Source organism: Agrobacterium sp. ES01 (assembly GCF_050320885.1).
Classification (GTDB): Bacteria; Pseudomonadota; Alphaproteobacteria; order Rhizobiales; family Rhizobiaceae; genus Allorhizobium.
Genome location: NZ_JBNQTH010000002.1, coordinates 110,571 through 128,098, shown reverse-complemented (window position 1 = coordinate 128,098; position 17,528 = coordinate 110,571). Strand labels below are relative to the sequence as shown.

General features: G+C 59.1%; 17 protein-coding genes. 3 read left to right on the top strand and 14 right to left on the bottom strand.

The features are described from left to right. Window positions 1–63 precede the first annotated feature (63 nt). Entirely contained in the window at window positions 64–936 is an 873-nt protein-coding gene (locus ACQQ2Q_RS08460; RefSeq protein ID WP_428186622.1) for an aldo/keto reductase family oxidoreductase, read from the bottom strand. Window positions 937–1,052: 116 nt separating this feature from the next. Between ACQQ2Q_RS08460 and ACQQ2Q_RS08455 the strand changes: the two genes are divergently transcribed. Then, window positions 1,053–1,967, top strand: coding sequence for a LysR substrate-binding domain-containing protein (locus tag ACQQ2Q_RS08455; RefSeq protein WP_428186621.1), 915 nt, complete (start codon window positions 1,053–1,055; stop codon window positions 1,965–1,967). 19 nt (window positions 1,968–1,986) lie between these two features. Here ACQQ2Q_RS08455 and ACQQ2Q_RS08450 read toward each other — a convergent pair whose 3' ends face one another. Genes ACQQ2Q_RS08450 through ACQQ2Q_RS08440 form a run of 3 tightly spaced genes read right to left on the bottom strand, consistent with a single transcriptional unit; the run spans window position 1,987 to window position 4,105 of the window. Beyond that, a complete protein-coding gene (locus tag ACQQ2Q_RS08450) occupies window positions 1,987–2,388 on the bottom strand; it encodes a Fur family transcriptional regulator (RefSeq protein WP_428186620.1) in 402 nt (133 codons plus the stop codon). Window positions 2,389–2,400: 12 nt separating this feature from the next. Next, complete coding sequence (locus tag ACQQ2Q_RS08445; RefSeq protein ID WP_428186619.1) at window positions 2,401–3,225, bottom strand: metal ABC transporter permease; 825 nt, start codon at window positions 3,223–3,225, stop codon at window positions 2,401–2,403. Beyond that, window positions 3,218–4,105: an ATP-binding cassette domain-containing protein gene (locus ACQQ2Q_RS08440; RefSeq protein ID WP_428186618.1), complete on the bottom strand. Its 888-nt coding sequence runs from the start codon at window positions 4,103–4,105 to the stop codon at window positions 3,218–3,220. Before ACQQ2Q_RS08440 ends, ACQQ2Q_RS08445 begins: the two co-directional genes overlap by 8 nt. A gap of 99 nt (window positions 4,106–4,204) precedes the next feature. Between ACQQ2Q_RS08440 and ACQQ2Q_RS08435 the strand changes: the two genes are divergently transcribed. Both ACQQ2Q_RS08435 and ACQQ2Q_RS08430 read left to right on the top strand, forming a co-directional pair. After that, window positions 4,205–5,125: a zinc ABC transporter substrate-binding protein gene (locus ACQQ2Q_RS08435; RefSeq protein WP_428186617.1), complete on the top strand. Its 921-nt coding sequence runs from the start codon at window positions 4,205–4,207 to the stop codon at window positions 5,123–5,125. Window positions 5,126–5,271: 146 nt separating this feature from the next. Beyond that, window positions 5,272–7,152, top strand: coding sequence for a hypothetical protein (locus tag ACQQ2Q_RS08430; RefSeq protein ID WP_428186616.1), 1,881 nt, complete (start codon window positions 5,272–5,274; stop codon window positions 7,150–7,152). Between the two features lie 2 nt (window positions 7,153–7,154). Here the strand turns inward: ACQQ2Q_RS08430 and lpxB are convergent, their stop codons facing one another. From lpxB to frr, 10 genes are all read right to left on the bottom strand, one after another. Next, window positions 7,155–8,333 carry a lipid-A-disaccharide synthase gene (gene lpxB / locus ACQQ2Q_RS08425; RefSeq protein WP_428186615.1) on the bottom strand — a complete coding sequence of 393 codons (1,179 nt, stop codon included), beginning with the start codon at window positions 8,331–8,333 and terminating at the stop codon, window positions 7,155–7,157. Continuing rightward, window positions 8,330–9,208: an LpxI family protein gene (locus ACQQ2Q_RS08420; protein WP_428186614.1), complete on the bottom strand. Its 879-nt coding sequence runs from the start codon at window positions 9,206–9,208 to the stop codon at window positions 8,330–8,332. The genes lpxB and ACQQ2Q_RS08420 overlap by 4 nt, the downstream gene beginning before the upstream one ends. A gap of 6 nt (window positions 9,209–9,214) precedes the next feature. Continuing rightward, window positions 9,215–10,030, bottom strand: coding sequence for an acyl-ACP--UDP-N-acetylglucosamine O-acyltransferase (gene lpxA / locus ACQQ2Q_RS08415; protein ID WP_428186613.1), 816 nt, complete (start codon window positions 10,028–10,030; stop codon window positions 9,215–9,217). Beyond that, complete coding sequence (gene fabZ / locus ACQQ2Q_RS08410) at window positions 10,027–10,494, bottom strand: 3-hydroxyacyl-ACP dehydratase FabZ (protein ID WP_428186612.1); 468 nt, start codon at window positions 10,492–10,494, stop codon at window positions 10,027–10,029. Before fabZ ends, lpxA begins: the two co-directional genes overlap by 4 nt. Then, window positions 10,487–11,551, bottom strand: a complete 1,065-nt coding sequence (lpxD, locus tag ACQQ2Q_RS08405; protein WP_428186611.1) for a UDP-3-O-(3-hydroxymyristoyl)glucosamine N-acyltransferase — start codon at window positions 11,549–11,551, stop codon at window positions 10,487–10,489. The genes fabZ and lpxD overlap by 8 nt, the downstream gene beginning before the upstream one ends. 49 nt (window positions 11,552–11,600) lie before the next feature. After that, window positions 11,601–13,928, bottom strand: coding sequence for an outer membrane protein assembly factor BamA (gene bamA, locus ACQQ2Q_RS08400; RefSeq protein ID WP_428186610.1), 2,328 nt, complete (start codon window positions 13,926–13,928; stop codon window positions 11,601–11,603). A 198-nt stretch (window positions 13,929–14,126) separates the two neighbouring features. Beyond that, entirely contained in the window at window positions 14,127–15,248 is a 1,122-nt protein-coding gene (gene rseP / locus ACQQ2Q_RS08395; protein ID WP_428186789.1) for an RIP metalloprotease RseP, read from the bottom strand. A gap of 42 nt (window positions 15,249–15,290) precedes the next feature. Continuing rightward, window positions 15,291–16,124 carry a phosphatidate cytidylyltransferase gene (locus tag ACQQ2Q_RS08390; protein ID WP_428186609.1) on the bottom strand — a complete coding sequence of 278 codons (834 nt, stop codon included), beginning with the start codon at window positions 16,122–16,124 and terminating at the stop codon, window positions 15,291–15,293. Window positions 16,125–16,131: 7 nt separating this feature from the next. Beyond that, entirely contained in the window at window positions 16,132–16,878 is a 747-nt protein-coding gene (locus ACQQ2Q_RS08385) for an isoprenyl transferase (protein WP_428186608.1), read from the bottom strand. A gap of 46 nt (window positions 16,879–16,924) precedes the next feature. After that, window positions 16,925–17,485: a ribosome recycling factor gene (gene frr / locus ACQQ2Q_RS08380; RefSeq protein WP_428186607.1), complete on the bottom strand. Its 561-nt coding sequence runs from the start codon at window positions 17,483–17,485 to the stop codon at window positions 16,925–16,927. Window positions 17,486–17,528 lie beyond the last annotated feature (43 nt).

Genomic DNA, 17,528 nt, shown 5'->3' with positions numbered 1-17,528 from the left:
GCTGCATGAAGAGAGAGGAAGTGGCGGGCAAATACCCGCCATTTCTATTTCTGATCGGTCTCTTCAGTGCGCGTTGGCGATCCCTTCCAGTTCCGCCATCGCATCGTCGGGCAGGTCGATCTCGGCCACCGCCAAATTCTCCCGCAAGTGACCACGTGACGACGTGCCGGGGATCAGGAGGATGTTGGGCGCGCGCTTCAGCAGCCATGCGAGTGCGGTCTGCATCGGGGTGATGCCGAGGCGGGCAGCGACCGATGTCAGCGTTTCCGATTGCAGCGGCGAGAAGCCGCCGAGCGGGAAGAAGGGAACGTAGGCGGTGCCTTCCCTGGCCAGTTCGTCGATCAGGGCATCGTCGTCGCGGTGGGCCAGATTGTACTGGTTCTGTACACAGACGATATCGGTGATCTTGCGGCCGTCAGCGATCTGTCTGGCCGTGACGTTGGAGAGGCCGACATGCTTGACCAGACCCTGACGCTGGAGATCCGCCAATACGGTCAACGGTTCTTCGAGCGAGCCTTCCGCAGGACCGTGAATATCGAACATGGCGCGCAAGTTGACGACGTCGATGGCGTCCAGTCCCAGATTTTTCAAGTTGTCGTGCACGGCCTTGGTCAGTGCGTCCCTGGAAAAGGCCGGGTTCCATGAGGCATCTTCGCCGCGAGTCGCCCCGATCTTGGTGACGATGACGAGATCCTTGCTGTAGGGATGCAGCGCTTCCTTGATGATCTGATTGGTGATGTGAGGTCCGTAAAAATCGCTGGTGTCGATATGGTCGACGCCGCTTTCCACGGCCTCGCGCAGGACCGCGATGGCCTCAGCCCTGTCCTTCGGCGGACCGAAGACGCCTGGACCGGCCAGTTGCATGGCACCGTAACCCAAGCGCTTTACGGTGAGATCGGCGAGTTTGAAGGTGCCGGCTCTTGCAAGATTGGTCATGGTCTTTCTCCTTTTTTCGTCTGCAGCGGATATAGGTCACTTTCCGTTTCGCGATTAGACGATACAATCGAGACAGGCTGTCCGTTTTTCCGGACAATGAATGATGGAGAGACTGTATGGCCGGCGATGCCGACATGGGGGATATTCGCGCCTTTCTGGCCGTGGCGCGGGCCGGCGGCTTTCGCGAGGCGGCGCGGGCCGGGCCATATCGTGCGTCCGCGCTCAGCGATGCGGTGCGGCGGCTGGAGGCGCAGCTCGGCGTGCGGCTTCTCAATCGCACGACCCGAAGCGTGGTGACCACCGAGGCCGGTCGCAGCCTGATGGAGCGCGTCAGCCCGGCCTTCGGCGAAATCGAAGCGGCACTCGACCAGGTGGCAAGCCTGAGCGGACGACCGGCGGGCACGCTTCGGCTCAATGTGCCGACGAGTGTGGCGCGGCTGGTCTTGCCAAGCATCGTCTCGCCGTTTCTGGCGGCCCATCCCGATATCCGGATGGAAATCGAGACGGATGAAAGCTTCGTCGATATCGTGACGGCCGGCTGCGATGCCGGGATCCGCTATGACGAACGGCTGGAACAGGACATGATTGCGGTGCCGATCGGTCCACGCGTGCAGCGATTTGCCTGCGGCGCCTCCCCGGCCTATCTCGCAGCCCATGGGCGACCGGAGCATCCGCGCGATCTGCTGCAACACAATTGTATCCGCAATCGCTTTGCCGGACGGGCGGTGTTCGATTGGGAGTTCGAGCGTGACGGTGAGGTGATCACGGTCGATGCGCCGGGTCAGCTGATCGTGCAGGCCGGTGGAGGCTCGGATCTCGGCGTCGCGGCGGCCATCGGTGGAACGGGCATCGTGGCGCTGTTTGAGGACTGGCTGAAACCGCATTTCGATAGCGGCGCTCTTGAACCGGTGCTGGAACCCTGGTGGGAGAGCTTTTCCGGGCCGTTTCTCTATTATCCCGGTCGCCGTCTGGTGCCAGCGCCGCTCAGGGCCTTCATCGATTTCATCAAGGCGATGAAGGCCGAGGTTTGAGACTGCGTGCCGGCTACCCTCAGGCGGCACATTTCTCGCAAATACCGCGGATCTCGATGGTGGTCTTTTCCGCCTTGAAGCCCTTCGATTTGCCCCAGTCTTCCAGCCGGTGATCGAGGGCGTGGTCGTGGAATTCGATCACGTGGCCGCAATTGTTGCAGATGGCAAAGGCGACGGTGGCATGGGCGTGGGTGCAGCAATCGTCTGAGGCGTGGGCGCAGGCGATGAAGGCATTGAGGCTTTCAAGCCGGTGAACCAGACCGAATTCGAGCAGTTTTTCCAGCGCGCGATAGACCTGCAAGGGTGCGCGAAAGCCATGGTCGCGCAGCTTGTCGAGAATGGTATAGGCCGATTGCGGCTGATCCGAACGCTCCAGAACGCCAAAGACGAGCGACTGGTTCTTGGTGAGTTTCTGCGTCATTTGCTCTCCTCCTCAACGTCTCGTCTGGGTGGTGGCGGCCTCATCCAGTCGCTTACGCCCGAAGGGGATCAGGCTTGCGATGAAGAGGATGAGGGCAGCGACCACAATCGAGGGGCCAGACGGCGTGTCGTAATGCAGCGAGCCGAACAGGCCACCGACAACGGCGATTGCACCGATGACGGATGCCAGCACCGCCATGATCTCGGGCGAGGCCGAGAAGCGGCGGGCCGCAGCAGCCGGAATGATCAACAGCGAGGTGATCAGCATGATGCCGACCAGCTTCATGGCGATGGCGATGACCAGCGCCATCAACAGCATGAAAAACAGGCGCGCTCGTTCCGGCTTCAGGCCCTCGGCTTCGGCAATCTCGGCATTGACGGTGGAGGCCAGCAAAGGACGCCAGAGCACGATCATGGCGACGACCACCAGCAATCCGCCGCCCCAGACCACCGCGATATCGCTCTTGGTGACGGCCAGAATATCGCCGAACAGGAAGGCGATGAGATCGATGCGAACCCAGCTCATGAAAGCCACCATGACCAGACCGATGGCAAGGGTTGCGTGGCTGAGAATGCCGAGCAGCGCATCGGCAGACAGGGCCTGACGGCGTTGCAGCACCAGAAGCAGCAGCGACACCAGAGCCGCGACCACGAAGACCGAGAGCATCAGATTGAGCGAGAACATCAAAGACAGCGCCACGCCCAGCAACGAGGAATGGGCCATGGTATCGCCGAAATAGGCCATACGCCGCCAGATGACGAAACAGCCGAGGGGACCTGCGGTCAGTGCCAGGCCGATGCCGGCGATAATGGCGCGCACGAAGAAATCATCAAGCATGGTGGTGATCCTTGTCGGCCTTGCCGTTCATATCTGTATGGCCGTGATCGGCGTGAGGATGATCGTGGTCGCCGTGGTGATGGCCGTCGCCGGCGTGGCAGTGATCGGTGATGCTGCCATCGGCATGCTGCACGCGGCCATCGGGCAGATGGGTATGGTCGTGATTGTGATTATAGACGGCCAGGGTGCTGGCGGCCGAGGCGCCGAAGAGTTTCAGATATTCCGGGCTCTGGCTGATGGTTTCCGGCGTGCCGCGGCAGCAGATATGACCATTGAGGCAGATGACGGTATCGGCTTCGGCCATGACCACATGCAGGTCATGGGAGATCAGCAGAATACCGCATTCGGTGCGGTTGCGGATATCGGTGATCAGATCATAGAGCGCGATCTCGCCGGCATAGTCGACCCCCTGCACGGGTTCGTCCAGCACGAGCAGATCGGGCTTGCGGGCCATGGCCCGGGCCAGAAGCGCTCGCTGAAACTCGCCGCCGGACAGATGCTGCACCTCGGCCCGGGCCAGATGCGCGATGCCGACGGATTGCAGTGCGGCATCGATCTCGCGGTCGGAAATCGACACCGTCAGTGTCATCAGGCGACGCACGGTGAGCGGCATTGTCCAGTCGATGGCGAGTTTCTGCGGCACATAGCCAACCGTAAAGGGGGTGTGGCGCTCGACGCTGCCTTCGCTTGGCCTGGTGACACCAATGGCCATTTTGGCGCTGGTGGACTTGCCGGAGCCGTTGGGCCCGATGAGGGTGACGATCTCGCCGCGGCTGACGGAGAAGCCGACACCGCGCACCAGCCAGCGGCCGTTGCGGTTGACGCCGGCATTGGTAAGCGTGACCAGAGGCTTTTCTACAGGTTTGGATAACACAGACATCGACGTCCTTTTTTGCTCTTGCACAGGCTAATGGCACACGTTATAGCATAACGCAATTGATGTAATAACATTACATCTTGATCACAAGCAGGAGCCTTCATGTTTCAACGTCCCCTACCCCTTCTCGCAACCGTCGCAGCCCTTGCCCTGATGCCAGCCGCCGCCTTTGCTGCGGCACCCAAGGTGGTGACCTCGATCAAGCCGCTGAACTCGCTGGTGGCGTCTGTGATGCAGGGCGTCGGCGAGCCTTCACTGATCGTCGACGGTGCCGCCTCTCCGCACACGTACAGCCTCAAGCCATCCAATGCGCAGGCGCTGCAGGATGCGGATGTGGTCTTCTGGACCGGCCCCGGGCTTGAACTGTTTCTCGAGAAGCCTCTTGAAGCGCTGACAGACAAGGCGACCGTTTCGGAGATGGACAAGGCGCCCGGCGTGGAAACCCTGAAGTTTCGCGTGGGAGGCCCTTTTGAGGCCGATGACGATGGCGATCAGGACACGCCCGGCGGCATCGACCCGCATCTGTGGCTCGATCCCATGAACGCCAAGGCAATGGCCGCTGAAATCGAGCGTGTGCTGGTCGCAGCCGATCCAGACAATGCTGCACGCTATGAGGAAAACGCCTCGGCCTTGATGGCGTCACTCGACGCGCTCAACACCGAGATCGAGGCTGAGCTGGCACCGGTGAAGGACACGCCATTCGTGGTCTTCCACGACGCCTATCAGTATTTCGAGCATCGCTACGGGGTGAATGTGGCAGGTTCGGTGGTTGTCGAGCCGGAAGCGATGCCAGGTGCGGAGAGGCTGACCAAGATCCATGAGAAGCTGGAAACACTGGGGGCGGCCTGCGTCTTTGCCGAACCGGAATTCGAATCCAAGTTGATCAAGACGGTCATGGAAGGGACGAAGGCGAGAACCGGCACACTCGATCCGCTGGGTGCCGATCTCAAGAATGGTCCGGACCTCTATTTCGAACTGATGCGCAATATGGCAACCTCGATGAAGACCTGCCTCGAAGGCTAAGGCCCGTTCAGGCCGCCGGGCGCCGCCAAGGTTAGCCCGGCGCAAGTCCCCTCTCCTACAGATTTTGGCGGCTGGCCGGGCACTCCCGTCCGGCCGCCTGATCTATTGAAAGAGACTGCGGGGTAGCACGTATCGTGGGGACGGAATTGGCGGATGCCAGGCGCCTGTTTGAGGCCCAAAGCTACAACGAGGCCGTGGAACTGCTGGGGCCGATCATTGCCGCCACCAATGATGCAGATGCAATTCACCTTCTGGCGGAGTGCTTTGAAAAGCTCGACCTGAAAGGCGAGGCTGGCGAGGTGTTCGAGCATCTGGCGAATCTCGGTGGCGATGAGAGTGCCGAACGACGTCGCCGCGCCGCACGACTTTATGCCGAGGCCGGACGTCGCGACAAGGCGATGGCGCTGGTCGTTCAGCTTCGCCGCGATGACCCGACCGATCCGGATGCGGCGGCCATTTTCGCCGCCCTGACGGGCCTCGGCGGCAAGCCGAAAAGCGTCGATGATGTGACCAACGAGCTGATTGCCAGCGACGATCTGGCCAAGCTCAGGCAGGCCTTGCAACGCATCGGCCATGACAATCGCGATATCCGCAATCTCACGCTGTTTTCCAAGCTGGTCGACAAGGTGCCGGACGATCCCTATCTGCGCGCCTCGCTGTCGGGCTTTGCGCGGGAATTTTGCGACTATCCCATTCTTGAGCGCGAAGAGGCCTCGATGCGCGCCGCCATCGCCAAGGGCGACTTCCATTTACTGAATGCCGAGACACCGCTGCACAACCTGATGTGGTGCAGTGACGAGGCGTTGAACCGCCAGGCGCTGAATGTTGCCGAGGTTTGCGCACCACCGGGTGATGCCGGCGCTCGTCGATTGAGCATGCCGCATCAGTGGGGAGACAGGCTGCGTATCGGCTATCTCTCCAACGATCTTTGGGATGACCACGCCACGATGCGGCTGTTTCAGAGCGTTTTGACGACCCATGATCCGGCACGCTTCGATGTGACGCTGTTCTGTTACACGCGCGAACGCTTCATCGGCTTCGATTCAGGCAATCGCAAGAGCTGGGGGCGGATCGTTCGCATCGATAGCATGAGCGACGAGGAGGCCGCATTTGCGATCCGAAGCCGCGGCATCGATATTCTGGTCGATCTGAAAGGCCATACCGGCGGGTCACGCTCCGCCCTGATGAACCATCCTATTGCGCCGGTCCATGTGCAGTGGCTGGGCTTTCCGGGAAGCTGCGTTCATGTGGATTGCGACTATGCCATCGGCGATCCGATCGTGCTGCCTGAGACGTCGAAACCGCATTATCACGAAAAATTCTGCCGACTGCCCGAGACCTATCAGCCCAATGATCCGGTGTTTCGGGTCCAACCGCAACCGGTTTCGCGCGCCGAAGCTGGATTACCGGAGGGGCGCTTCGTCTTTTCCGCCTTCAATTCGCAGCGCAAGAATTCGCTGGAAGGAATGGCGCTTTGGGCAAGAGTGCTGCGTGCCAACCCGGATTCGTTGTTCTGGTTGATGGTGGATGGCGAGCATGCGCGCGCGTCCACTCTTGCGCATTTCGAAAAGCTTGGCGTATCCAGCAATCGAATCCAGTTTGCCCCGAAAATGGCCTATGCCAATCATATGGCGCGCGTTCAGGCATCGGATCTCGGCCTCGACAGTTTTCCCTATAACGGCCACACAACCACATCCGACATGTTGTGGGCCGGTCTTCCGGTGATCACCCGAAAAGGCAGCAACTTTGCCTCGCGCGTATCGGAAAGCCTTCTCCATGCGGTCGGCATGCCGGAGCTGGTGGCAGAGGATGACGACGGCTTCGTGGCACTGGCGACCAGACTTGCTCAGGACGCTGCCTCGCTGGCCGGCGTGAAGGCCAAGCTGAAGGAAAACCGCTATACGACACCGTTGTTCGATGCCGATCGCTTCTGCCGGCATCTGGAAGATGCCTATGATGTGATGGCGGCGCGGGTAAAGGCTGGCAAGGCACCTGAGCATTTCGATGTGCCGGCGCGGCCCGTTTGAACTCAGGCAAGCTTGCCCTTGCGCGACAAGAGATCCAGCAGAAGGACAGCCCCCTGCTCGCCCGGCGAAACCTTGGTCTCAAGGCTTTGCCAGACAAAATCGAAACCTTCCAGCATGGCACGACGCTGCAACGTGTCTGAGGATAGTCGTTCGGCAGCCCGCATGACATTGCCGGGGCGCAGATAGTCGTTCAGATATTCCGGCACCACGGGATAATCGGCAATCAGATTGGGCAGAGCGCCTGACCATGTCTTGATGCGGTTGCTGTAAAAGCGGATCAGCCAGTCCATCTTGTAGCAGGACACAACTGGTACGCCTGCCAGCGCCAGTTCCAGGATCACCGTGCCGGAGGCGGCAATGGCGACATCGGCGTCGGCGAATGCTTGCCACTTGGCGTCGGAGCCCACCACGATTTCCGGTTGGACGGACCAGGACCGGGCCAGTTCTTGCACCAAGGCTTCGCGACGCGGAACCGTCGGCAGGACGATGCGGGTCGGCCCGTTGCGGGCGATGAACTGGGCTGCCGCCTCGCCCATGACCGGCATCAGCGGCTTGATTTCGCTGCCGCGCGACCCCGGTAGCAACATCAGCGTCTTTCGTTGACCTGATCCTGGCAAATGGCGGGCGGCGCGGGCGGCACGTGTGTTTCGAAGGTCAATGTCTGCTGTCAGCCGGTGGCCAATGAAATGCGTTTCAGGACCGCCAAGGTCCTGCATGACCTTTGGCTCAAAAGGCAGGACGGCCAGCACCATATCGACATAAGCCAGCATGGCCGTGGCACGGTATTCTTTCCACGCCCACACGCTCGGGCAGACATAGTCGATGACCGGGAGATCCGGCAACGCCTTGCGGACTTTCTTCGCCACGCGGTGCGTGAAATCCGGACTGTCGATGATCAGCAGCAAGTCCGGCTTCTGCTCAATAATCTCGCGTGCTGTCAGCTTGATCAGGCGGATGAATTTCGGCAGGCCCGCCAGAACCTGGCTCAACCCCATGACCGAGAGTTCGGAAAAATCGAAGAGTGGCGACAAGCCCTGGTCTTCGAGGGCTTCGCCACCCACGCCGATCAGGGAAATCTCGCCCTGATATTTCTGCTTCAGCGCGGCAATCAGATCGCCGCCCAGAAGATCGCCGGAAACTTCGCCGGCAATCACAGCGATTTTGAGTGGCTTGGCGCTCATAATCCCATTCCCGGCAAGCCAAGATCAAGACCGGCGACAAAGAGGCCGGCTTCATCGGCAGCTTTCAACACGGCGTCTCTTTCGATCACAAGCGAGCGCCCCGCTTCAACCGCAATACCGGCCAGTCCCGCTTTCAGAGCATTTTCAACGGTCGAACGCCCAATGGTTGGCAGATCGGCGCGGATATCCTGCTGCGGCTTGCACAATTTGACAAGCACGCCCTTGCGGCGGGGCGAGATACGCCCGTCGGCGCGCAGGCCGGCCACGCGCTCCAGCATGGCATCGGTGCCTTCAACGCCCTCGAGTGCGACGATGCGGCCGCCAATGCTGACGGCACCCTGTCCGACATCGAGACGACCGAGCACTTCAGCTGCATCGGCCGCGCGGGCGATATCGCGCCTGTCGTCATCGCTCGGCCGGGTAGAGCCGAGGGGACCGGTCGTTGCCAGGAGATCAGGGGCGATATCATGCGCACCGACCACGGTTGCGCCTTGTGCCTCAATGAGCCCGATCACCATCTTCAGAACGGCATCGTCGCCGCCGGCACGCAGGGTGCGTAGGGTGGACGGCAATTTGAGAATGGTGGCCAGATTCACATGGATCTGGCTGAAATTGGGACGTCGCTTGACCCCGCCGGACATGACGACGCGGTCGATGCCGCGGGATTTGAGGATCGCGGCCAGGCCCTTCATGTCGCCAACGCCAATGACGGCATTGTCGAAACCGCTCCAATCCTGGGCCGCCTCATCCTTGAGGGCCATGATGAACGGATTTTCACCCGCCAACCGGGCCGCATGGGCAACGTGGAGCGGCAATTGCCCCTCCCCGGCGATGATCGCAAGGCGGCCCTTCCTTTGGTGACCGACCTCTACCATCGGGTTCTAGCTCTTGCCCCGGAAGGGAGAAGACAGTGCCCGATCGCTTTCAACCGCGATGAAGTCGAAGATCTCTATTGCTTCCTTGCAATCGGTAAACTCGTCGCGGACCGCCGCGGCATTGGCACGAATAGAGCCTTCCTCACGGAAGATCTGCTTGAAGGCCTTGCGGACGCGGTGGATGGTTGCACGCTCGATACCGGCGCGGGTCATGCCGACCACGTTCAGACCGCCGAGAATACCCGGATTGCCGTTGAGCATGCCATAGGGAATGAGGTCATAGCTGACGGCTGACAAGCCGCCGACAAAGGCATGTTTGCCGATACGGGTGAACTGGTGGACGGCAGAACCGCCACCCAGGATCACACGATCTTCGATGGTCACGTGGCCAGCCAGCATGACATTATTCGACAGGATAATATGGTCGCCAAGCTGGCAGTCATGGGCGACGTGCGAATTTGCCAGGAACAGGTTGTTGTTGCCAACGACCGTCTTGCCACCGCCCTCGACGGTGCCGGCATTCATGGTGACACCTTCGCGCATGGTGCAGTTTTCACCCACCGACAGCGTGGTTTCCTCACCATTGTGATGAACGCTCTGCGGTTCGCCGCCAATAACGGCGCAGGGGAAAATACGGGTACCTTTGCCGATGTCGGTTCGACCGGACACGACGGCATTGGACAGCAATTCTACATTATCTGCGAGAACGACCTTCGGACCGACGTAACAAAACGGGCCAATGGAGACATTCTCGCCAATCTCGGCACCATCCTCGACAAATGCCTGGGGATGGATGCGCGCGCTGGCAGCAATCTTACTCATGGATTTTCCTTGCGCATGATCATGGCGCCGATATCGGCTTCCGCGACCAATGCACCGTCGACCTTTGCGTCACAGTGGAACTTCCAGATATTACCGCGCTGCTTTTGTTTCAAGACGTGGAACTCCACGCGATCGCCGGGAACGACGGGCTTGCGGAAGCGGGCATTGTCGATCGTCATGAAGTAGACGAGATTTCCGCCCTCACCGTGCAAACGCGCGCAGATTGCGCCAGCCGTCTGTGCCATGCCTTCGACCAAAAGCACGCCCGGCATGATCGGAGATTCGGGAAAATGGCCGGTAAAGTGTGGCTCGTTCGCCGTCACGTTCTTGATGCCGACCGCAGAATTGTCGCCATCGATATCCACGATCTTGTCGACCAGCAGAAACGGATAGCGGTGCGGCAAAAGCTTCATGATTTCAAGGATATCGGCAGAGCCGAGGCTCTCCTTCTTTTCGTCAGCCATTGTCGTTCCTCTTATCTTTTGTCCGCGACTCGGACTGGCTCATGATGTTTGCCACGTCGCGAAGAAAATCCTTCATGGGTCTGGCCGGTACGCCACCAAGACGCGCACCCGGCTCGACATCTCCTATCACACCGCTCATCGCGCCGATCTGGGCCCCGTCGCCGATGGTGATATGACCGTTGACGCCGGAATGGCCGCCGATCATGACACCGTCGCCTATGCGGGTGCTGCCGGCTATGCCAACCTGACTGACAATGCCGCAATGGCGACCGATCCGGACGTTGTGACCAATCTGCACAAGATTGTCGATCTTGGTGCCCTCGCCGATCACGGTATCGTCCATCGTACCGCGATCAATCGTCGTATTGGCGCCGATCTCGACCTTGTCCTGAATGATGACACGACCGACCTGAACGATCTTCAAAAGCCCAGTCGGACTTGGCGCATAGCCGAATCCATCCTGACCGATACGGGCGCCGTTGAAGATGATCACGTCATTTCCAATCAACGCGCACTGGATCGAAACACCGGAGGCAATCGAACAGTTCCGGCCGATTTTGACCGATTGTCCGATAATAGCACCGGCGGCGATATGGCTGCCCTCGCCTATCTCCACATCTGCGCCGATCACGGCGGTCGGCTCGACGGTGACGCCGGCTTCCAGTCTCGCAGTCGGGTGAACATAGGCGCCGGGCTGGATACCGGACTGATCGTCGGCAATGCCTTTCGGTCGCATGGCTTCGGGGTGAAAAATCGCCCCGGCGCGCGCGAATGCCACATGCGGATTAGACGACAGCAAAACCGGAATATGATCGGGAATCACCGAGCGCACCGCAGGCCTGCACAGAATGGCAGATGCCCGGCAGGTTTTCAGTTCATCTCGTGAGGATCTGGACAGGATGTAGCAAACATCGCCCTCTTTCGCCCGCGCTATGGGCGAAACGGAGCGAATAAGGATGCCGTCATTGCCGGCATCCTCTAGCTCTGCATCCAGTTGGGTTGCCAACGCACCCAATCTCACCCCTGCATGGGGTGGGAAGAATATATTATGCTCCATCGAACTCTGCCCCGGAACTTGAATTGTGTTGCGGTGCGGTCCGCCAGAATTAGAACTGGTTTGCCATCGAGAAGCGGAAATTCTGGACCTTGTCGAAGGACTGCTTGACGACCGGGACCGCGTAATCGAAGCGCAGCGGGCCGAAAGGCGAATTCCAAACGATACCTGCACCTACGGATGCACGCCAATCCATACCTGTTCCTTCGGCCACATCGGTGCCGATGATCGACACGTCGTTCCCATAGAGCGTACCGGCGTCAGCAAAGACTGCACCGCGCAGACCGAAGTCCTGCGGGATCACCGGCAGTGGGAAGGATGCCTCGGCAGACGCTGTCATATAGGTCGTGCCGCCCAGCGCATCGCCATTGGTGAGGCGCGGACCGATACCACCGGTTTCGAAGCCACGGATCTCCTTGCCGCCGATCGAAAACTGATCGTAGATATTCAAGTTGCCGTCGGTCGCTGCGACATAACCTGCGCTGACTGCAACGGAGCCGATGATATCAAGCTCATCCGACAGCGACTGGAAGTAACGGGCCTTACCGTAGATCTTGTAGAAATTGGAATCCCCACCAAGACCGGCATATTCATGGGTAATGCTCGCATAGATACCTTCGCGCGGCATCACGCGGTCATCGACCGTGTTGTAGACAATCGACTGAGACACGCTGGACTGGGTGTAATCGCCACCGGCGATCAGTGCCGCATAGGTATCGGACGGCGTCGATCCATTGCTGTCGTAGCTCAGCTCTTTGTAATTGTAGCGGAATGTCGTTGCCAGATCATCAGTGATCGGCGCTGTGACACGCAGAGTGCCGCCCTGTTCTTCGTAATCGTAGTCGTCATTGCTGCTGGTCGAGCTCTTGAACAGGTCGAAGCCGGTAGCCAGACGATAGCCGAGGAAATAGGGCTCGGTGAAGGACAGGTTGTAGGTCTTGCTGTCTTCAAGGCCACCACCAACGGCGACACGGATGAACTGACCGCGACCCAGGAAGTTCTTTTCCTCAACCGAGGCTTCAAGAACGAGACCATCACCACCGGCTGAATAGCCTGCACCGATGCCGAAGGAACCTGTCGGCTGGTCCTGAACATCGACCACCACGACAACACGGTCCGGCGAACTACCAGGGGCAGTCGAGATATTGACGCCGCTGAAATAGCCGAGCGCTTCAAGACGACGCTTGGCGCGCGAGATGACTTCCTGGTTGAAAGCATCACCTTCAGCGATATCGAACTCGCGACGAATGACATAGTCACGGGTACGCGTGTTGCCCCGGATCTCGATCCGCTCGACATAGGCGCGCTCGCCCTGATCGACGAGATAGGTCACACCGATGGTATTGGTGGAGAAATCGCGATTGCCGCGCGGCACGATGCGGGCGAAGGGATAACCTTCAGCCGAGACGCGGCGCGAAATGGCTTCCATCGACTTTTGAACATCGCTGGCATCGTAGGTCGCGCCCGTCTTGGTCTCGACCAGACGCTGCAATTCAGCCGGATCCACACCTTCAACGGTCGATTCGACCGAGATATCGCCGAACCGGTAGCGCTCACCTTCATCGACGGTGATCGTGATGGTGTAATCATTGCCATCGGAATCGAGCGACACGTCGGACGACACGAGGCGGAAGTCGGCATAACCGTGGTTGTAATAGAACTGGCGCAGCGCATCTTCATCAGCGCGCAGCTTGTCCTCATTATAGACATCCTTACGGGTCAGGAAGGACAGCATATTGGAACGCTTGGTGCTGATGATGGAAGCGAGACGGCTATCGCTATAGGCATTATTGCCGACAAAATTGATCTGCGTGATCTTGGTGCGATCGCCTTCATTGACGACGAAAGCCAGATTGACGCGACCTTCAGCGACCGGAACAACCTGAGTCGTCACTTCGATATCGCTGCGGCCAATGGCGGAATAGGCTTCACGGATACGTTCGATGTCAGCGTTGATAAGGCCCTGATTGTAAGGACCGAGCGCGCGCGTCTGAACGATCGCCTGAAGCTTTTCATCCTTGATCTTGCGGTTGCCGTTGAACACGACCTGGTTGACCAGTTCGTTCTCACTGACAGTCACAACGAGCGTGCTGCCGGATACGGACATGCGGACATCGGAGAAGAAGCCAGTGGCGTAGAGACGCTTCACCGACTCATCGATGTCAGAATTCGAGAAACTTTGACCGGGCTTGATCGTTATGTTGGAGCGGACTGCATCAGCGCCAACCCGCTGCGCGCCGCGAACATCAATGCTCCTGATGACAGCTGCTTCAGCAACTGAAGCGGATGCAAGAAAGGCGATTCCGGCTCCCGACGAAACAATCCCTGCAGACAGCGCAACCGCCGACACCGCGTTCAAAAATGTTGAACCAGCCTTCATGAGTACTTCTTACCTTTTTCCCGTTGTCCCGCAGTCATAAATCCCCGACTCCGGCCCGTCAGTCGTTTTTACCCGGTTTCACCCTACAAGCAAGTGTGGGGGTTAAATTCTGTTTACTTCGTTTGTTTCCGTGTCTCAATGGCCACTACGACTTTGAAACATCGTAAACAAATCGTATCTGAAATAGCAAGGAGCCCCCTAGCCAATCAGCCTCGAAATGTCGTTCCAGGTGGCAAAGACCATCAGCGACAGAATCATCGCAAGACCGATCCGGAACGCGATCTCCTGCGCTCCCGCGCCCACCGGCTTGCCTCGCAATGCTTCAAGCGCATACAGCACAAGATGGCCGCCGTCGAGTACCGGAACGGGCATCAGATTGAGAAGTCCAATCGAAACTGAAAGGACTGCTGCCAGTTGCAGCACAGCACCGATGCCAAGCGTTGCCATCTGGCCCGATGCCTGTGCCACGCGAATAGGGCCACCCAGCTGATCGGCATTCATCCGGCCTGTCACCAGATTCGCAAGGTAGTCATAGGTACCCGTGACGACATTCCAGGTCTGCCTGAAGCCCTCGCCCACGGCCTGAACCGGTGACAATTGCTCGACCCGGAAATTGCCGGCGTCCTGATTTGTGACAATTCCGATCAACCCGACTTCCATCTTGTTACCGAACTGATCGGTAATTTCAGTGCGCTCCGGCACCATGGAAAGGCTCATCGTTTCGCCACCACGCTTGAGCGTGACATCAATCGGCAAGTCAGGCCGCATGCTGACATAGCGTCGCACATCGTCAAAGGTGGAGACTTTTTCGCCATCGAGGGCCAGCAGCAAATCGCCGGGAAGGACACCGGCGCGCTCGGCTGCACTTTGCGGCTTTACTTCCGCGACGACGGGATCGGACACCGGCTTGCCGTAGAAGCCGAACAGGCAGGCAAAGATGACAATGGCGAGCAGGAAATTGGCAATCGGACCGGCAGCGACTGTTGCCGCTCTTTTCCACAGTTTGGCGCCAGACAGGGTCTGCGCCCGTTCTTCCGGCGTCAGCTCGGCCATATCATCGCCATCGGGACGGCTTGATGCATCGGCATCGCCAAAGAATTTGACATAGCCACCCAGCGGAATGAGCGAGATCTTCCAGCGCGTGCCATGGCGGTCGTTGAAACCGATCAGTTCCGGGCCGAAGCCGACCGAGAAGGCCAGCGCACGGATGCCCGACCAACGTCCGACGAGATAGTGCCCCATCTCGTGCACAAAGACGAGCAGCGACAAGACAATCACGAAGGGCAATATGTAGCCGATCAGAAAGTGGCCGGCTGTCATGATGAATTCCATGGCTTCAAAGCCTTTCTTCGTTTCGCGCCGCTAAAGGCCGAACAGGAAACCGCCAAGGGTATTGACCACTCCACCGGCGACGGAGGCGTAGAGGATGGCCAGAAAGAATGCTGCAAAACACGCAAACACCAGTCCGTCAACCCGATCCATGACACCGCCATGACCCGGGATCAGGTGGCTGGAATCCTTGACGCCGAACCGGCGCTTGATGAAGGATTCAAACAGATCACCTATCTGGGAGAATATGGAGAGAAGCAGCGACACCACAATGACCCACGGGGCCACTGTCTGAAAAAAGCTGAGTGCAACGGCAGAACCGCCGAGGATGCCGGCAACCGTCCCGCCAATGGCGCCCGACCATGTCTTGCCAGGTGAAATCGATGGCGCCAGTTTCGGACCGCCAATCGCACGACCGACGAAATAGGCAAGAATATCGGTCGACCAGACCACCACGAACACGAACAGCATGGCGGCAAAGCCAAGCGCGTCTTCGCCGCGGATCGCGGCAAGCGAAATGGCGCTGAGGCCTGCATAAGAGATGCCGCCAGCCTGCCAGCCGCTCCATCTGCGCAGAAAAACGGGAATCAGTGCGGTGATGGTCAAACCGCATAATAAGGGAAAGGTCAGCAGATCATCGCCGAACAAGAGGTTTGCCGACACCAGCACGATGGAAAGCCAGCCGAAGGCATGACCCCTTATGGATCGTTCGGAGAGGCGACAGATGGTCGACCACTCATAATAAACCAGCAGTCCGATCAGGGTCGCAAGCAACCGAAAGGATATGCCGCCGAGCCATGTGGCCGAAATGACGACCGCCATCATGACAATGCCGGAGTAGATGCGAAGCTTGAGCTCTTGCGACATGGCGGGGTCAGGATCCCGCTGCGACGGCGACGGCTGGCGACAGACCGCCGAAGCGCCTTTCGCGGGCAGCATAGCCATCGAGCGCCCTGAAGAAGACGTCGCGGGTGAAATCGGGCCAGTATTCCGGCACGAACATCAGCTCGGAATAGGCTGCCTGCCACAACAGGAAATTCGACAACCGCTCCTCGCCGCTGGTGCGCAGCACGAGATCGGGATCGGGGATGCCATGGGTATCCAGGCGCTCATTGATCCGTTCGGGGGTAATGTCCTCGGGAGACAGCAACCCCTTCGCCACGTCGCGGGCAAGGCTTGCCGCGGCGCGCGCAATTTCGTCGCGCGAGCCATAATTGAAGGCAATCACCAAGGTCAAAGCCGTATTGTCCTTGGTCATCTCTTCGGCTTCCTTGAGCAATTCGCGCAAGTCTTCCTGCAGATTGACCTTGTCGCCGATGACGCGCACACACACATTTTCACGATGCAGCTCGGCCAGATCGCGGCGCACGAAGGCCTTCAGCAATCCAAACAGATCATGGATCTCCGATTGCGGGCGACGCCAGTTCTCGGAAGAAAATGCAAACAGTGTGAGATAGGAAATGCCCGCTTCACCGGCTGCGCGCACAGTCTCGCGCACAGCTTCAACACCCTTACGGTGACCGATTGTGCGAGGCAGTCCTCTCGCATTCGCCCAGCGGCCGTTGCCATCCATAATGATGGCAACATGCTCGGGACGCGTGCGATGCTGAATATTCGACATGGACAATCCGCTTTGAGCAATTATGACGCGAGACCAGAGGCCTCCATCATACCTGCATGATTTCCTTTTCCTTGTCCGCGAGCAAGCGGTCGACCTCGGAAATCGTGTCGTCGGTCATCTTTTGCACCCGATCCGACTGCGCCCTGCTCTCGTCTTGCCCGATAACTCCATCTTTCTCGGCTTTTTTAAGGCCGTCCATGCCATCGCGGCGTACGTGGCGAATCGCCACCTTGGCCTTTTCGGCATAGTCATGGGCGATCTTGACCAGAGACTTGCGGCGTTCTTCGTTCAGCTCGGGCAGCGGAATGCGCAGGTTCTGACCGTCGACGATCGGGTTCAAACCGAGATTGGATTCGCGGATCGCGCGATCGACAGCGCCGACCATGGACTTGTCCCAAACCGAGACAGCCAACATGCGCGGTTCCGGCACAGACATGTTGGCAACCTGGTTCAAAGGAACACGCGAACCGTAAGCTTCAACCGTCACCGGGTCGAGCAGATTGGCAGAGGCGCGGCCTGTTCTAAGCGCGGCGATATCCTGCTGAAAAGCGTTGATGGCGCCATCCATGCGGCGCTTCAGATCGTTGAAATCAATACCTTCGGTCATCGTATTTGCTCCCGTCTCAACTTGATGGCGGCTGCTGTTGGCC